This window comes from Erwinia typographi (assembly GCF_000773975.1).
GTDB classification, from domain to species: domain Bacteria; phylum Pseudomonadota; class Gammaproteobacteria; order Enterobacterales; family Enterobacteriaceae; genus Erwinia; species Erwinia typographi.
Genome location: NZ_JRUQ01000122.1, coordinates 1 through 15,921, shown reverse-complemented (window position 1 = coordinate 15,921; position 15,921 = coordinate 1). Strand labels below are relative to the sequence as shown.

Annotated in this window: 13 protein-coding genes; 8 read left to right on the top strand and 5 right to left on the bottom strand. The window is 57.5% G+C overall.

The annotated features are described in order from the left end of the window. Positions 1 to 91 precede the first annotated feature (91 nt). On the bottom strand, positions 92 to 910 hold the full coding sequence (gene iolB, locus NG99_RS27170; RefSeq protein ID WP_034899974.1) for a 5-deoxy-glucuronate isomerase: 819 nt from the start codon (positions 908 to 910) through the stop codon (positions 92 to 94). 17 nt (positions 911 to 927) lie between these two features. Next, positions 928 to 2,433, bottom strand: coding sequence for a CoA-acylating methylmalonate-semialdehyde dehydrogenase (locus NG99_RS27165; protein ID WP_034899972.1), 1,506 nt, complete (start codon positions 2,431 to 2,433; stop codon positions 928 to 930). A 500-nt stretch (positions 2,434 to 2,933) separates the two neighbouring features. On the opposite strand from NG99_RS27165, the gene NG99_RS27160 reads away from it, so the two are divergent. Further along, the gene (locus tag NG99_RS27160) at positions 2,934 to 3,749 is read left to right on the top strand and encodes a TIM barrel protein (protein WP_034899971.1); all 816 of its coding nucleotides are present in this window, start codon (positions 2,934 to 2,936) and stop codon (positions 3,747 to 3,749) included. Positions 3,750 to 3,822: 73 nt separating this feature from the next. On the opposite strand, the gene NG99_RS27155 is transcribed toward NG99_RS27160, so the two are convergent. Next, entirely contained in the window at positions 3,823 to 5,043 is a 1,221-nt protein-coding gene (locus NG99_RS27155) for an MFS transporter (RefSeq protein WP_052130901.1), read from the bottom strand. A 263-nt stretch (positions 5,044 to 5,306) separates the two neighbouring features. Between NG99_RS27155 and NG99_RS27150 the strand changes: the two genes are divergently transcribed. From NG99_RS27150 to NG99_RS27135, 4 genes are all read left to right on the top strand, one after another. Continuing rightward, the gene (locus NG99_RS27150; protein ID WP_034899968.1) at positions 5,307 to 6,008 is read left to right on the top strand and encodes an ABC transporter ATP-binding protein; all 702 of its coding nucleotides are present in this window, start codon (positions 5,307 to 5,309) and stop codon (positions 6,006 to 6,008) included. Further along, positions 6,005 to 6,979 (top strand): ABC transporter substrate-binding protein, encoded by a 975-nt coding sequence (locus NG99_RS27145; protein ID WP_034899965.1) that lies wholly within the window; start codon positions 6,005 to 6,007, stop codon positions 6,977 to 6,979. The genes NG99_RS27150 and NG99_RS27145 overlap by 4 nt, the downstream gene beginning before the upstream one ends. Positions 6,980 to 7,018: 39 nt before the next feature. Then, on the top strand, positions 7,019 to 8,686 hold the full coding sequence (locus tag NG99_RS27140) for an ABC transporter permease (RefSeq protein WP_034899962.1): 1,668 nt from the start codon (positions 7,019 to 7,021) through the stop codon (positions 8,684 to 8,686). A 62-nt stretch (positions 8,687 to 8,748) separates the two neighbouring features. Next, positions 8,749 to 9,783 (top strand): AI-2E family transporter, encoded by a 1,035-nt coding sequence (locus NG99_RS27135; protein WP_034899959.1) that lies wholly within the window; start codon positions 8,749 to 8,751, stop codon positions 9,781 to 9,783. Between the two features lie 28 nt (positions 9,784 to 9,811). Here NG99_RS27135 and NG99_RS27130 read toward each other — a convergent pair whose 3' ends face one another. Beyond that, positions 9,812 to 10,501: a FadR/GntR family transcriptional regulator gene (locus NG99_RS27130; protein ID WP_034899957.1), complete on the bottom strand. Its 690-nt coding sequence runs from the start codon at positions 10,499 to 10,501 to the stop codon at positions 9,812 to 9,814. A gap of 186 nt (positions 10,502 to 10,687) precedes the next feature. On the opposite strand from NG99_RS27130, the gene uxuA reads away from it, so the two are divergent. Beyond that, positions 10,688 to 11,872, top strand: a complete 1,185-nt coding sequence (gene uxuA, locus NG99_RS27125) for a mannonate dehydratase (protein ID WP_034899955.1) — start codon at positions 10,688 to 10,690, stop codon at positions 11,870 to 11,872. Here uxuA and NG99_RS27120 read toward each other — a convergent pair. Further along, a complete protein-coding gene (locus tag NG99_RS27120; RefSeq protein WP_034899978.1) occupies positions 11,869 to 12,198 on the bottom strand; it encodes a DHCW motif cupin fold protein in 330 nt (109 codons plus the stop codon). The two genes, uxuA and NG99_RS27120, sit on opposite strands and share 4 nt — an antisense overlap. Positions 12,199 to 12,492: 294 nt before the next feature. On the opposite strand from NG99_RS27120, the gene NG99_RS27115 reads away from it, so the two are divergent. After that, positions 12,493 to 14,070, top strand: coding sequence for an EAL domain-containing protein (locus tag NG99_RS27115; RefSeq protein ID WP_052130900.1), 1,578 nt, complete (start codon positions 12,493 to 12,495; stop codon positions 14,068 to 14,070). Positions 14,071 to 14,271: 201 nt separating this feature from the next. Then, positions 14,272 to 15,777 (top strand): glycine betaine/L-proline transporter ProP, encoded by a 1,506-nt coding sequence (gene proP / locus NG99_RS27110; protein ID WP_034899953.1) that lies wholly within the window; start codon positions 14,272 to 14,274, stop codon positions 15,775 to 15,777. Positions 15,778 to 15,921 lie beyond the last annotated feature (144 nt).

Here is a 15,921-nt window from a genome sequence, read left to right as displayed (position 1 = left end):
CTATATCAGGACTAGTCACTGCATTTCACCCGCACAGCGCGGCCTTAAGGTGAAACTGATTCCGCCAGCCACCCGGTCAGCGAAGCCCGGCTTAGTCAGCCTTTGGATAGGCTTCGCTGTTCACCCAGGCATGATCTTTCTCCCAGCTGAATTTCCACAGGCGCACCGGTCCGGCCATCACGTTCAGATAGTAGTTATCATACCCCGCGAGGGTCGCCACCGGATGGTAACCGCGTGGCACGGTGACCACGTCGCGGTTATAAGCCGCCATGCACTCATCCAGCGAGCGATCGTCAGTATAGACACGCTGCATGGCGAAACCCTGCTCGGGGCTGAACCGATGGTAATAGGTCTCTTCCAGGTAAGTTTCGTGCTCTGAGTTTTCCTGGTCGTGCTTGTGGCTGGGATAAGAGCTGGTATCTCCCTCGTTGGTATAGACTTCCACCACCAACAGGCTGTCCGCCGGCTGGTCGTCAGGCAGAATGTTGTGCACCAGCCGCTTGTTGCGGCCTTTACCCCGCTGCTCCACGCCTACGTCAGCCGGGGAAATCAGCCGGGCGGGCAAAGAGCCTTTGCCCGGCGCACTACAGACCGCCAGCTCAAGGTCGGAATCCGCATGGACTTCTACCTTGTCATTATTCGGCACGTAGACGGAATAAGGCGGCGTACGCTCAAACGGTGACATGCGCTTACCGATGCCGGGAAATTCCGCGCGCAGCGTCTTTACGGAAGCCAGCCCGGCGACCAGCACCAGGCACAGCTCTTTATCGCCGCTCTCCAGCTGCAAAGTCTGACCTTTCCTGAGCTGATACGCATCAAAACCCACGTAGCGCCAGCCCACGCTCTCCGGGGTGACATGCTGAATACGCCCCTGCGCATCCGGCGGCTGTTTTTTGCATAACAGTGACATGATTGGCTCCCTGTGGATTAACCCAGCGTTGGCATACTGAATTCAGAAACGGTTTTCTGCCCGGCAGGCCAACGCACGGTGGCGGTTTTCATACGGGTGTAGAAACGTACGCCGTCCGGCCCATGCACGTTCAGCGCGCCAAATACGGAACGCTTCCAACCGCCGAAGCTGTGGAAAGCCATCGGCACCGGCACCGGTACATTGACCCCGACCATCCCAGCGTGCACTTCGCGCACGAAGTCGCGGCCGGTATGACCATTGCTGGTAAAGATAGCGCTGCCGTTGCCAAACTCGTGGCTGTTAACCAGCTTCAGAGCGGAAGCGTAGTCAGGCGCGCGCATGATGCTCAGCACCGGGCCGAAGATCTCCTCGCGCCAGATCACCATATCGGAGGTGACGTTATCGAACAGCGTACCGCCAACGTAGTAGCCTTCGCCGTAGCCATCAACCTGGAAGTTGCGGCCATCGACCACCAGCTTCGCGCCTTCCTGCACGCCCTTATCAATATAGCCCAGCACTTTTTTCTGGTGCGCGGCGGAGACGACCGGCCCCATTTCATTTTCTTCGCTGCCTTTCTGCATACCGGGGCCAACGCGCAGCGCTTTCACCAGCGGCGTCAGGGCGGCAATCAGATTGTCTGCGGTATCCTCTCCCACCGCTACCACCACCGGCAGCGCCATGCAGCGCTCGCCCGCGGAGCCAAACGCACCGCCCATAATGGCGTTGACGGTCGCTTCCAGATCCGCATCGGGCATAACAATAGCGTGGTTTTTAGCCGCGCCGAAGGCCTGCACGCGCTTGCCGTGAGCGCTGGCCGTTTTGTAAATGTGTTCCGCAACGCCTGAGGAGCCAACGAAGCTTACCGCCTGTACGCGCGGATCTTTATACAGCTGTTCAGCCTCTTCATTCGAGCAGTGGATCACATTGAACACGCCGTCCGGCAGGCCCGCTTCGGTCAGCAGCTCGGCCATCCGCACCGAGGCGGAAGGGTCCAGCGCCGGTGGCTTAAGCACGAAGGTGTTGCCGCAGGCCAGCGCAATCGGAAACATCCACAGGGGAACCATCGCCGGGAAGTTGAAGGGGGTAATTCCCGCGACCACGCCCAGCGGCTGCATCAGGGAATAGCTGTCGACGCCGGTGGCGACATCGGCAGAATTCTCGCCTTTGATCAGATGAGGAATGCCGCAGGCAAACTCAACGACTTCGATCCCACGGGTCAGTTCTCCCAGCGCATCAGACCAGACTTTGCCGTGCTCGCTGACGATCAGCGCCGCCAGCTCTTCGCGGTGCTCTTCCATCAGGGCTTTAAAGTTAAACAGCACGCGCGCGCGGCGCAGAGGAGAAGTCCGCGACCACTCTTCGAAGGCGTTATGCGCCACTTCAATCGCTTTCGTCACCTCATTGGCGGTACTTTGCGTGAGTTCGCGCACCACTTTGCCGGTGGCCGGATCGTAAACCGGGATGGTTTCATTGCTGGCGCTCAGAGACGTTTTCCCGCCAATAAAATTTCCTACGATAGTCATGTGCTGGCCTCTTTGATGTGAGTATTTCCTGCGGGCCGCGGCGTTTTCTTCAGCTCGCGGCCAGACCGGACAAATCCCGAATGCGTGCAAAGACAGTATTATATTGGAATAAATTTTTCAAATAATTCACTTTAGAAAATTCATTTTTAGCGGACTGGATCGCATTTTTTTCTGCTGTCCGCTTGACGATAATGTGCAGCATAGCCTGCGGGGGAAAGTTGCAGTAAACATAAGAAGCACGCGGTTTCTTCCCTTTTCAGGGCGACGCAGGGCTGCCCGGTCAGACAATGCGATATGGCTCACAACCTCATCGCTTTCGCCCGGTCTTCGCCCCGCAAAAACGAAATTTTGCGAGAGCGATCTAAAAATTTAAATTTCATAATTCACCAATCATGAAATAAATGTTTTCTTATACGCCATACTCTGATGCCGCCACCAGCCAGCGAGGCCCGGTGACGATGGCTACGTTCTCTTTTTACCTTGCCCGCAGGAGCAGCAACATGGCTATTGACCCGACCCGTTTCTGTATCAACCGTAAGATCGCCCCCGGCCTGAGCATTGAACAATTTTTCCAGCTGGTGCATAAGCTTGGGCTAAATAAGGTCGAACTGCGCAACGATATGCGTGGCGGCAGCGTAACGGATCGGTTGAGCCATGCGGAAGTGCAGGCGCTGGCGCAGCGCTATGAGCTGGAAATTGTCACCATCAACGCCGTCTATCCATTCAATCAGGCCGATGACGCCCTGTTGGCAAAAGCGGAAGGGCTGCTAAAGGATGCCAAAGGCGTCGGGGCCAAAGCGCTGGTGCTCTGCCCGCTGAACGATGGCACGCCGGTCTCCGACAGTCAGACGGTGGCCGCGCTGAAGAAGCTCGGCCCGTTATTTGCTAAGTACGGCGTTGAAGGGCTGGTGGAGCCGTTAGGTTTCCCGATCAGCTCGCTACGGTCGGGCGTCAAGGCTCAGGCGCTGATTCGTGAGGCTAACGTGCCGTTCCGGCTGGTGCTGGATACCTTTCACCATCATCTGTATGAGAAGGCGGAAGAGGAGTTCGAGGCCGGGATTGATATTGACGCCATCGGTCTGATCCACCTGTCAGGCGTGGAAGACCGCCGCCCAACCAGCGAGCTGACCGATGAGCAGCGCATTATGCTGTCGGCAGGCGATCTGTTGAACAGCGCCGCGCAGGTGCAGCGCCTGGAAAGGATGGGCTATCAGGGAATTTACGCCTTTGAGCCCTTTTCATCGGTAATGGACAACTGGAGCGCAGCGGATATCGAGCGCGAAATCCACCGCAGTATCGCGATTTTGCAGGATTGATGACGAGGGGCTGAAGCCCCTCACCTTATCTGTGTCACTTTGGCGGCAACGTCGAACTGCCGCCTTTTTTTGCTCAGGACATCTCCACCAGATCTTCCTTCTGCTCCTTGTGCGTCCGCTTCAGGCGGAGAGTTAGCAGCATCGCCACGCAGACCAGCAGCCCGCTGACCAGATAGATCACCGGTACGCCCAGATAGCTCATGGCGAACCCGGCCAGCGGCCCGGTAATGCCCAGCGAAAGATCCATAAAGGTGGTATAGGCCGCCAGCGCGCTGCCCTGATTCTGAGGCGGCACGGCTTTCACCGCCACCACGCCAACGGCAGGAAACACCAGCGAGAAGCCCGCGCCGGTCAGGAAGGCGCCCAGCTTCGCCACCCACGGTTCGGCCGATCCCCAAACCAGAAACAGGCCAATCGCCTCCACCGCAAAGCACGCCAGCGCGACGACCAGCCCGCCATGACGATTAATGGCGTTGGGAAACAGCAGGCGCGTGCCGACAAATGCCCCGCTAAACAGCGTCAGCGCCCAGGCCGCGCCATCCCAGCCTTTATCCTGATAAAACAGGGTGATAAAAGTGGCGATCACCCCGAACCCCGCCGATCCCATCGCCAGGATCACGCCGTAGCCCCAAATTTTGCCCAGCACGGCGCGGAACGGCAGCGGCTTGCCCTTGCTGCTCTTCACCGTTGGTCGCGGCAGCGCGAATACAATAGCGATCAGCGCGATGGCGATGATAATCCCCGCCAGCAGCAGCAGGCCACCCCAGTGGAAAATCCCCACGCCCAGCGGCGCGCCAATCGCCATTGCGCCGTAGGTGAAAATACCGTTCCATGAGATCACCCGCCCAATATGCAGCGAACCTACCACGCCAACGCCCCACAGCGTGGAGCCGGTTCCGGCAAAGCTCTGCCCAACGCCAAGAATGACGCGTCCCAGGCACAGCAGCAGCAGGCTAAGGATTGGCATGTTGATCCCCACGGCCGCCAGCGCATAGCAAAGCCCGCTGAGAAAACAGCCGCACAGGCCGAAAACGACGACCTTCTTCGGCCCCCAAAGATCGGCGAATCTCCCGGCGTGCGGGCGACTGAGCAGGGTAGCAAAATATTGCAGGCTGACCACCAGCCCCGCCCAGAAAGCGCTGTAGCCCATCACATCGTGGACATAGCCCGGCAGGACGGCCAGCGGCAGGCCGATGGTCAGGTAACTGGCAAAATTGAAAATCACCACGGAAATAATGCGCAGATTCAAGCGTAAACCGCTTTGAGCAGGTTCTACCGCAGGTTGCTCAGGCATGGGGATCGGGGCTCTTATGGCAATAACATCCAAGGTTTTACTATAACCTGCTCTCCCCCCTGCCTGTCATCCTCTGTTTACCTCTCTTTGCTGCCTCGCCGCCATAAATACGTCACATAGCGTCCCTATACTGCCGCCTTAATGAAATCCCAAAGAGGATAAAACATGTTTGCTCCCCTGAATTCCCCATGGGTGAGCGCTAACCGTCCGTTGCGACTGACGGGCTGCGGGCCGTGCCTGATGCAACCAGAGGCCGCCCAGTGATGCGCTCCCCCACCACGATTGAGATAAAAGGCCTGAGCTATGCTTTTGGCGACCGGACCGTACTGCATCAGCTCGATCTGACGGTAGAGGGCGGCAGCACCGTGGCGCTACTCGGCCCTTCCGGCTGCGGCAAAAGTACCCTGCTCAAACTACTGGCTGGCCTGCTGCAACCCCAGCAGGGCGAGATCCGCTTTGGCGACAGAGCGATCGCCAGCCCGCAAAGCTCACTGCCTCCTGAACGGCGTGATATCGGCATGGTGTTTCAGGACTATGCCCTCTGGCCGCATATGAGCGTCGCGCAGAACGTCGGCTTTCCGCTGCTGATGCGCCGCGTGCCCACCGCCGAACGGCTGACCAAGACCATGATCGCCCTTGAGCGCGTTGGTCTGGCCAGTTTTGCGCTGCGTCGCCCCGCCGATCTCTCCGGCGGCCAGCAGCAGCGCGTGGCGCTGGCCCGCGCCATTATCGCCGAGCCCGGCATTCTGCTGTTTGACGAACCGCTTTCTAACCTCGATCGCGACCTGCGTGAATCCCTGAGCCGTGAAATAAGCACGCTGCTGCGCCAGCTTGGCACCACGGCGGTTTACGTGACGCATGACCGCGAAGAGGCTGAAGCGATCGCCAACCACATCGTTCATCTGTCGCAAGGTTCCGTGACGGCCATCCAGGCCGTGACGCCACTCTCTGGGGAAATAGCATGAAATCCATTTTGACGAAAAAAACAGGAGCCATCTTCGCGATGATCTTCACGTCCGCCATGATGATAAATGACGCCAGCGCGCTGACGGTATACACCGCCGGACCGGGATCGCTGGCCAAAAAACTCGCCGCCGGTTACGAAAAGCAGACCGGGGTAAAGGTGAATATTTTCCAGGCCACCACCGGCAAAGTGATGGCAAGGCTGGAGGCCGAGCAGGCTAATCCGCTGGCCGATGTGCTGATTTCGGCGTCCTGGGATACGGCTGAAGAGCTCCAGCAGCGCGGCTGGCTGCTGCCTTATCAAAGCGCCAACGCGGCCAACGTGCCGGACTCACTGAAGACCGACAGCTGGGTGGCGCAGGGCATCTCTGCCCTCGGCATCGTCTGGAATACCAAAAGCGGCACGCCGGAACCGAAGGAGTGGGCCGACCTCACCACGCCTGACTTTAAAGACCAGGTGACCACGCCCGACCCTTCGCTTTCCGGCGCCTCGCTGGACCTGCTGATCGGCCTGCAAAACGGCATGGGTGACGGCGCGTGGCAGCTGTTCGACAAACTGAAGGCTAACGGCATGGTGATAAGCGGGCCTAACGCCCAGGCCTTAACCCCTGTTTTACAGGGTGCGAAGGCCGCCGTATTTGGCGCAGTCGACTATGTTTCCTATGGCAGCATTCAGGATGGGGAAGCGATCAAGGTGATCTTCCCCGCCAGCGGGACCGTGGTGGCTCCGCGCCCGATGATGATCCTGAAATCAACCCAGCACGCGGCGGATGCGAAAGCCTTTATTGACTACGTGCTGTCGCCCGAGGGCCAGCAGCTGGTAGCCGGAGCCTGGCTGATGCCCGCCCGTTCAGATATCGGAGCCAGGCGGCCGCTGTTAAGCGATCTGAAGCTGCTGCCCGCGAAAGCCGATAGCAACAGCGACCGGGCTGAGGTTCTGCAACGCTTTGGCAAACTGTTTGCCCAGCACTAATCTGCCCGGTGGCGCGCCACCCGTACTGGAAATTTGCCTGTGAAATTGCGCCTGATGCCACTGCTCACCGTGGCGCTATTGACTGTTCTGGTGGCGCTGCCGCTACTGTGTATTTTGCTTCAGGCGCTGTTTCCCGGCCTGAGCGAAGGATCGCTGGCCGGTGCGTTTTCGACCCTCCCGCGCCTGTTGCAGGACCCGGCGCTGCCCACCCTGCTGGCGGGAACCCTGAAAACCGGCGTCGGCGTCGCGCTGTTCAGCGCGCTGCTGGGCATTCCGCTTGGGGCGCTGCGCGGCCTGTTCCACCTGCCGCTGGCGCGCTTCTGGGATCTGATGCTGCTAATCCCCTTCCTGACGCCTCCCTATATTGCCGCACTGAGCTGGATGCTGGCGCTCCAGCAAAATGGCTACGTGCAGCAGTTGACCGGGCTGAACCTCAATAACCTGCTGTTCAGCCAGACCGGCATCATGCTGATCATGGCGCTCAATATTTTCCCCGTGGTCTACTTTGCCGTTTCCCGCAGCATGTTGGCCAGCGGTCAGCGGCTGGCAACGGTGGCAAGGGTGCACGGGGCGAGCGCATGGCGGGCGTTTTGGCACGTTTCATTGCCGATGGCGCTGCCCGCGCTGGCGGCTGGCGTTCTGCTGGCCTTTACCCTGGCGATTGAAGAGTTCGGCGTGCCCGCCGCGCTCGGCCCGCGTGCTGGCGTGGTGATGCTGACCGTCGGCATTGAACAGCGCCTAGCAGACTGGCCTATTGATTTACCGGGCTCTTCTCTGCTCTCCGTGATGCTGGTGCTGATCGCCCTTTGCGCGTTTTTCCTGCAAAAACGGCTGATCGGCAATAAAGAAGTCACCAGCATTACCGGAAAACCCGCCGGGAGCAGCCCGGTGTTACTGGGCGCGTGGAAATTACCGGTGATGGTGCTGTTCAGCCTGGTGGCGCTGGCGGTGGTGGTAATGCCTCTCTCCTCACTTTTCGTCACCGCGCTGATGTCCACCCTGTCCGGCGGCCTGCATCTGGATAATCTGACGCTTCGCCATTTCTCCGCGCTGTTTGCTCAGCAGGGAGAGGCGCTTTCGGCCCTTACCACCAGTATCGGCCTGGCGCTGGGCGCGGCGCTGGTGACCGGCGTGCTGGGATTTCTCTGCGCCTGGCTGGTCGTGGAAGGCAAAATGCGCGGCGCAAAAATCCTCGATGCGCTGTCGCTGCTGCCCGCCGCCATTCCCGGCGTGGTAGTTGGCGTTGGGCTAATCCTGCTGTGGAACCGCCCCTTCTGGCCGGTCTCTCCTTACAACAGTTGGGCGATCCTGCTGCTGTCGTACTGCTGCATTCTGCTGCCCTGGCCGGTGCGCTATGTCGCCAGCGCCCTGAAGCAGATTGGCGGCAATCTGGAGCCTGCCGCTCGCATACACGGCGCCAGCGCTTTGCAGGCGCTGCGCCATATTATTCTGCCGCTGGTGTTTCCCAGCCTGCTGGCGGCGATGCTGATGGTCTTCGCCATTGCCTCCCGCGAGCTGGTCACTTCTCTGCTGCTGGCGCCAGCCGGGACCCAGACGGTGGCGGTCTTTATCTGGCGTCAGTTTGAGCAGGGCTCCGTCGGCCAGGGCATGGCGATGGCCAGCATCGCGATGACGGTGAGTCTGGCGCTGATGCTGAGCGCCCTCGCGCTGATGCAAAGGCAGGGGAAAGCTTCCGACCTTTCCTAAATTCAATACCTTACTTTTCAGAAAGACTAAACTTGAGCAGCAAAGCGTTTTCTGGAGAGGCAATGAGCGAACTGCAGCAGGAAAAGATCGGGCAGAACATGCTGCTAAAAATGGCCACGCTGATCGTGATCCTGGCGGGCATCAAGGCGGCATCAGAAATTCTGGTGCCGTTTTTAATGGCGCTGTTTCTGGCCATCGTATTGAACCCGCTGGTCACTTTTCTGATGCGGCGAGGCGTCAGGCGGGGTCTGGCGATCGGGCTGGTGATGACCGGCTTGCTGATTGTTATTGGTCTGATGATGGCGATGGTTGCCGGGTCGGTAAATGAATTCAGCGATATCTATCCTCAGCTCCGTACGCAGATGGAGCAAAAGCTCGGCATTGTGCAGCACTTTGCCGCTACCTTTAATATCAATCTTTCTACCGACCGGCTGGCGGAGCGGCTCGACCCTAACTCGATGATGACGATGGCGACCACGGTTCTGAGCCAGTTTTCCGGGGCGATGACCAATATTGTGCTGCTGCTGATGACGGTGATTTTTATGCTGTTTGAAGTGCATCACCTGCCCTACAAACTGCGCTTTGCGCTGGTGAACCCCAAAATTCGCATCGCCGGACTGCACAAAGCGCTGAAAGGGGTGACGCACTATCTGGCGCTGAAGACGTTAATTAGCCTGATTACCGGCGCGGCCGTCTGGCTGGCGCTGTTTCTACTGGGGGTGAAGTTTGCTCTGCTGTGGGGCGTGGTGGCCTTTATTTTCAATTTTATTCCCAACATCGGCCCAATCATTGCCGGGGTCCCACCGCTGATCCAGGCGCTGCTGTTAAATACCGTTTTCGATGCGGCGATGGTCGCGGTGCTGTTTACCGCTATTCACATGCTGCTCGGCAATATGCTGGAACCGAGGATCATGGGCAAAGGCCTTGGCCTTTCAAGCCTGGTGGTGTTTCTGTCGCTGATTTTCTGGGGCTGGCTGCTCGGGCCGGTAGGGATGCTGCTGTCGGTGCCGTTAACCAGCGTGTGTAAAATCCTGATGGAAACCACGCCGGGCGGCAACAAGCTGGCGATCCTGCTGGGGAACGGCAGGCCGAAATAAAAAGGTCGATCGCAAATCAACCGGCGGGCTACAGTTCGCTAAAGAGCCGGTCATAGACATGCTGGATATGGCGCTCCATGCAGGCTCTGGCCCGCTGCGGATCGCGTTCAATAATCGCCTGGGTGATATTGGCGTGATCCTGATTCATTTCGCGCGGGAAATCGTTCTCCGCATAGTGGCTTTCCAGCCGCAGGAACCGACTGCTTTTGCGCTTGTTCCACAGATATTCCATCATCTCAGCCAGCACTTCATTGCCGGTCATTTCAGCGATTAGCAGGTGAAAACGCTTATCCTCATGCAGAAACTTCTCATCGTTCACATGCAGCTGGATCAGATCGTGAGTCACCTCCTGTAGCTCGGCGCGCTGGTCATCGGTGCCATTGCGTGCGGCGAGTTCCGCGGTCATCCCTTCGTATAACAGCCTGGCGTTGATCAGCGATTTCAGACTGAACTCATCTTCCACCAGCGGCGCATCGGTTTTCGGCAGCGGGTTAGTCACGAAAACGCCGTTGCCGGTGCGGATCTCCACCCAGCCAGTAATTTCAAGCGCGATAAGCGCTTCACGAATCGAGGAGCGGCTGACGCCCAGCTGCTTCGCCAGCTCGCGCTCCGGCGGCAGCATTGCGCCTGGCGCGAACTGCTCCTTGCGGATGCAGCCAATCAGCAGCGAAGAGATCTGCCGGTAAAGTCGTTCTGGTTTTAAGGTGGGTAACAGCATCTTACGCTCTCCTGCCGGACAATCTGGCAGGCAGCTTAGCATAAGCCGTCGGCATTGCTGCTGCCTGTCGACGGGTAAACCTGCGATCCCGATCACGGCACGGCGCGCCGTTGCGCTTTACTCTTGGTCCAGCGGCCTGACCACTGGGCCAGAAAGTTCTTCCTGCTTATTTCAAGGAGTTTATGCATGGAACACACATGGCGCTGGTATGGCCCCAACGATCCGGTATCTCTCGATGATGCCCGCCAGGCGGGCGCCACCGGCATCGTCACCGCCCTGCATCACATCCCCAACGGCGAGGTGTGGCCGGTAGAGGAGATTAAAGCACGCCAGGCGCTACTCGCTGAAAAAGGGCTGGTCTGGTCGGTCGTGGAAAGCATTCCGGTGCATGAGTCGATTAAAACTCAGCGCGGAGACTATCGCCACTACATCGCCAATTATCAGCAGTCGATTCGTAACCTGGGCGCCTGCGGGATTGATACCGTTTGCTACAACTTTATGCCGGTACTGGACTGGACGCGAACCGATCTGGCCTGGCAGTTGCCGGACGGGGCGAAAGCGCTGCGCTTCGACCATATCGCCTTTGCCGCCTTTGAACTGCATATTTTACACCGTCCCGGTGCCGCTAATGACTACGACGCGCAGGAGCAAAACGAAGCCGCCGCGTACTTTCACGCCATGACGCCAGAGGCGATAGAAACGCTAACCCGCAACATCATTGCCGGGCTGCCGGGCGCGGAGGAGGGCTATACGCTTGAGCAGTTCCAGGCGCAGCTTTCCCAGTATGACGGTATCGACAAAGCCGGACTGCGCGAGCATATGGCAGAGTTCCTTCAGGCTATCGTTCCGGTTGCGGAAAGCTGCGGGATCGTGCTGGCCGTACACCCGGACGATCCACCGCGCCCGATCCTCGGCCTGCCGCGGATCGTTTCCACCCAGGAGGATATGCAGTGGCTGAAAGAGACCGTCGACAGTCTGCACAACGGGTTCACCTTTTGCACCGGCTCTTACGGCGTGCGTCAGGATAACGATCTGGTGAAAATGGCGGAAGCCTTTGCCGATCGTATCCATTTCGCCCACCTGCGCTCAACCCTGCGCGAAGCGAATCCGAAAAGCTTCCACGAGGCGGCCCATCTGGGCGGAGATGTGGATATGGTTGGCGTGGTGAAAGTGATACTGGCGGAAGAGCAGCGTCGCCGCCAGCAGGGCAAACGCCGCGCGATCCCAATGCGTCCCGACCATGGTCATCAGATGCTGGACGACCTGCACAAGAAAACCAACCCCGGCTATTCTGCCATTGGCCGACTTAAAGGGCTGGCCGAAGTGCGCGGCGTGGAAACGGCGCTGAAGCAGATTTATTTTAAAGATTAATCCACAATAAACAGCTGGGCGCCGGTATGACTCCAGGAGCGATGAGCTTCTGCCTCGTCAGCAACCTGATAGCTCATACCCGGCGTCAGCGTGAATACCCGCCCATCCTCCAACTCGGTATGCAACTCGCCGGAGAGGCACAGCAGAATGTGTCCTTTGGAACACCAGTGATCCGCCAGATAACCAGCAGAATAGTCGACCATTCTGACGCGAATCTCGCCGAAATGCTGCGTTCGCCAGAGGGCTTTGCCGGTTTCGCCCGGATGCTCGGTGGCCGCGAGGGCCGACCAGGCGGTGGTGCCAAACGGTATGTCGCTCATCTTCATCTTGCTGCCGTCCTCGCTTCGGGTGTCTTCCGGCAGCATATCAACCGGCGGGTGAGTCTGTCCTGCTGAATTTCACCGCGCTGGCGCGTAACCCTTTCATCCCCTGAGCAAAAAAAACGTCATTCGGCAAGTTGCTGTTGGCAATAGATCCGCTTTACTTAAGAGAATATTGATTGAGGCCCTGGCGCTCAGAATAAGATGCAGGCAAATTATCTCGCCTCCGGCTTGTTATGTTGCCTGAATGGCAGGCCGGAGAGGAGGACGCAACGTTTTGTTGATGCACAGGGGTAAGACGTGAATTCTATTTTTAAGACCAGCCAGCAAAAAAAGGGACTGTTTCTGACCATTGCCGGGCTGGCGCCGCTGCTCCTGTGCCTGGCTTTTACCTATATCGATGCCAGACAAATCGTCCAGCGCCAGCAGGCCGTCACCGCTACCATGCTGCTCACCCAGGCCGAGGCCATCAGCGATCGGGCCTGGAATATGGTGGGCTACCTGCGTAAATTCTCCGGACGCTCCTGCCCGGAAATGATTAATTCACTTCAGCAATACGCTTCGCAATATCCCTATTTCCGTTCGATAGGTGTGATGCAGGATGGCATGGTCACCTGCTCGTCGATCCTGGGCGGCCAGAAAGGCAACCTTGAGACGATGTTACAGGGCCCGGTGCCGGCGCTGCGTAAAGCCTGGTGGATGCTCTCTATTGCCGGTTCCTATGCGGTAAAAGATCGCCCGGCGGTGATCTACATGCGCGACACGCCAGATAATTTCAGCAGCTATGCATTGGTGGATAGTCAGTACCTGCTGGATTTTATGCATGCCGTAGGCATAAGCCACGGTTACAGCATCTCCCTGCGCTTTGGCGGCGGCTATAAAATAGACGGCGGATTCGCCCCTGATACTCGCCCTGCTGTACTCCCCTCCAATTCGCTGACCGCCACCTCGGCTCGTTACCCTATTATCGCTACGGTGATCTCACCGCCTGAAGACCTCGCTATCACCTGGCGCAGCGGGTTAATCACCTTCATGCCGATGGCCGTCATCTTCTCGCTACTGCTGATCATGGTGACCAACAGCTGGCTGAAGCGCAGGGTGTCGATTCCGGACCAGCTGAGGCGTGCGATCAAGCGTCATGAGTTTTCGGTGAATTATCAGCCGGTTTATAATATTACAACCGGGATTGTCGCCGGAGCAGAAGCGCTGATGCGCTGGCAATTACCGAACGGACAATGGGCGAGACCCGATCTGTTTATTAGCGCAGCGGAAGAGGAAGGGATGATTGTCCCGCTGACTAAGCATTTGCTGGAGCTGATTGCCGAAGAGTCGATCAGTTGGCAGATCCCCCCCGGTTTTCACCTTGGCCTGAACATCACCGGCGAGCATATCCAGCACCCTGACTTTATTACTGACATTCGCCAGTTTGCCGCACAGGTCGCCCACCATCATCTGCTGATCACCCTTGAGCTGACCGAACGCAGCCTGATCTCTGACGGCCCAGAAGTGATTGAGAAACTCCAGCTGCTACGCAATGAAGGGATTCGTATTTCGATAGACGACTTTGGCACCGGACACTGTTCACTTTCCTATCTGCAAACCTTCCCGCTCGACTATCTGAAAATTGACCGTGGATTTGTCGCCGCCATTGAGTCGACGGATGATGATGCGCCGGTGCTGGATGCCATTATCGCGCTGAGCCACAAGCTGAAACTGAGCATCGTGGGGGAAGGCGTGGAAACGTCAGTGCAGCTGGATTATCTGAAAGATCGCGGCGTGACCTTTATCCAGGGCTACCTTTATGCTCGCCCAATGGCCAGCAGCGCATTAATGACCTGGATTCAGCATGAAGGGCAGCAGCCGCTGACGTCAGGGTAGAAATTATGTGGGCTGCTGAAGAAACGATATACTGATAACAGACGGATATCTGTTAAGGGAGGCAAATCCTCCCTACAAATCGCTGTCTGTGGGGTTTCAGGCCCTACACTATTTGTACCGTTTTTCGCTACGCAACAGATTGCGCACCAGAAAAATGGGCAGGAATTTACTCAGGAAACAAACAATTACAGGGTGTTTTATATGAAGCTACGTAGGAAGCGTGTTAAGCCTATAGGCTTAAAAGACGTAACGATCATTGATGATGCCAGGTTACGCAAAGCCATTACTGCCGCGTCGCTTGGCAACGCCATGGAATGGTTTGACTTTGGGGTTTACGGCTTTGTGGCCTATGCATTGGGTCAGGTATTTTTCCCTGGAGCCGATCCAGGTACGCAAATGATTGCCGCGCTGGCGACCTTTTCCGTTCCTTTCCTTATTCGCCCTCTGGGCGGGCTGTTCTTTGGCCGACTGGGGGACAAATATGGCCGCCAGAAGATCCTCTCCATAACGATTGTCATCATGTCGGTCAGTACATTCTGTATCGGCCTGATACCGTCCTATGCCTCGATCGGTATCTGGGCGCCGCTCCTGCTGCTGATTTGTAAAATGGCGCAGGGCTTTTCGGTCGGCGGTGAATATACCGGTGCGTCAATTTTTGTAGCCGAATATTCGCCTGACCGTAAACGCGGCTTTATGGGAAGCTGGCTGGACTTTGGCTCCATCATCGGCTTCGTCATCGGTGCAGGCCTGGTAGTGCTGATTTCCGCTATCATCGGCGAGGCAAAATTCCTTGAATGGGGTTGGCGACTGCCGTTCTTCGTGGCGCTGCCTCTGGGACTAATCGGTATCTACCTGCGAAGCGCACTGGAAGAAACACCGGCTTTCCAGCAGCACGTAGACAAGCTGGAAAAAGGCGATCGCGAAGGCCTGGCAGAAGGGCCGAAAGTGTCGTTCAAAGAGATCGCCACTAAACACTGGAAAAGCCTGCTGGCCTGTATCGGTCTGGTGCTCTCCACTAACGTCACCTACTACATGCTGCTGACGTACATGCCAAGCTACCTGTCGCACAATCTTCACTACTCCGAAGACCACGGCGTCCTGATCATCATTGCAATCATGATTGGTATGCTGTTTATTCAGCCGGTAATGGGCTTAATGAGCGATAAGTTTGGGCGCCGTCCGTTTGTGATTGTCGGTAGCATCGCACTTCTGGTGCTCTCGGTCCCTTGCTTTATGCTGATCAACAGTAACGTGATGGGACTGATTTTTGCCGGGCTGCTGATTCTGGCCGTAGTTCTGAACTGTTTCACTGGCGTGATGGCCTCCTCGCTGCCAGCGATGTTCCCGACGCACATCCGTTACAGCGCGCTGGCCAGCGCCTTCAACATCTCGATTCTGATCGCCGGACTAACGCCTACGCTGGCGGCCTGGCTGGTTGAATTCACCCACAACCTTTATATGCCGGCTTACTACCTGATGGTGATCGCCATCGTCGGCCTGGTGACTGGCGTGATGATGAAGGAAACGGCGAATATGCCGCTACGTGGCGCAGCGCCTGCGGCTTCCGATATCCATGAGGCCAAAGAGCTGCTGCAGGAGCACCACGATAATATCGAGAATAAAATAGAGGATATTAACGAGCAGATCGCCGAGCTGGAAGAAAAACGTAAGCATCTGATCAATCAGCATCCTGACATCAACGAATAGCGTTGCGACAGGATCCTCAGGGAAAAGCCCGCGAATATCGCGGGCTTTTTTATACGCCGGGTATACGAGCAATCATACCGCTCACCGCAGAAGAGCGATGCCGGGAAATGAAAACAGGAGTTCAGGAGCCTGTACATAGATTTG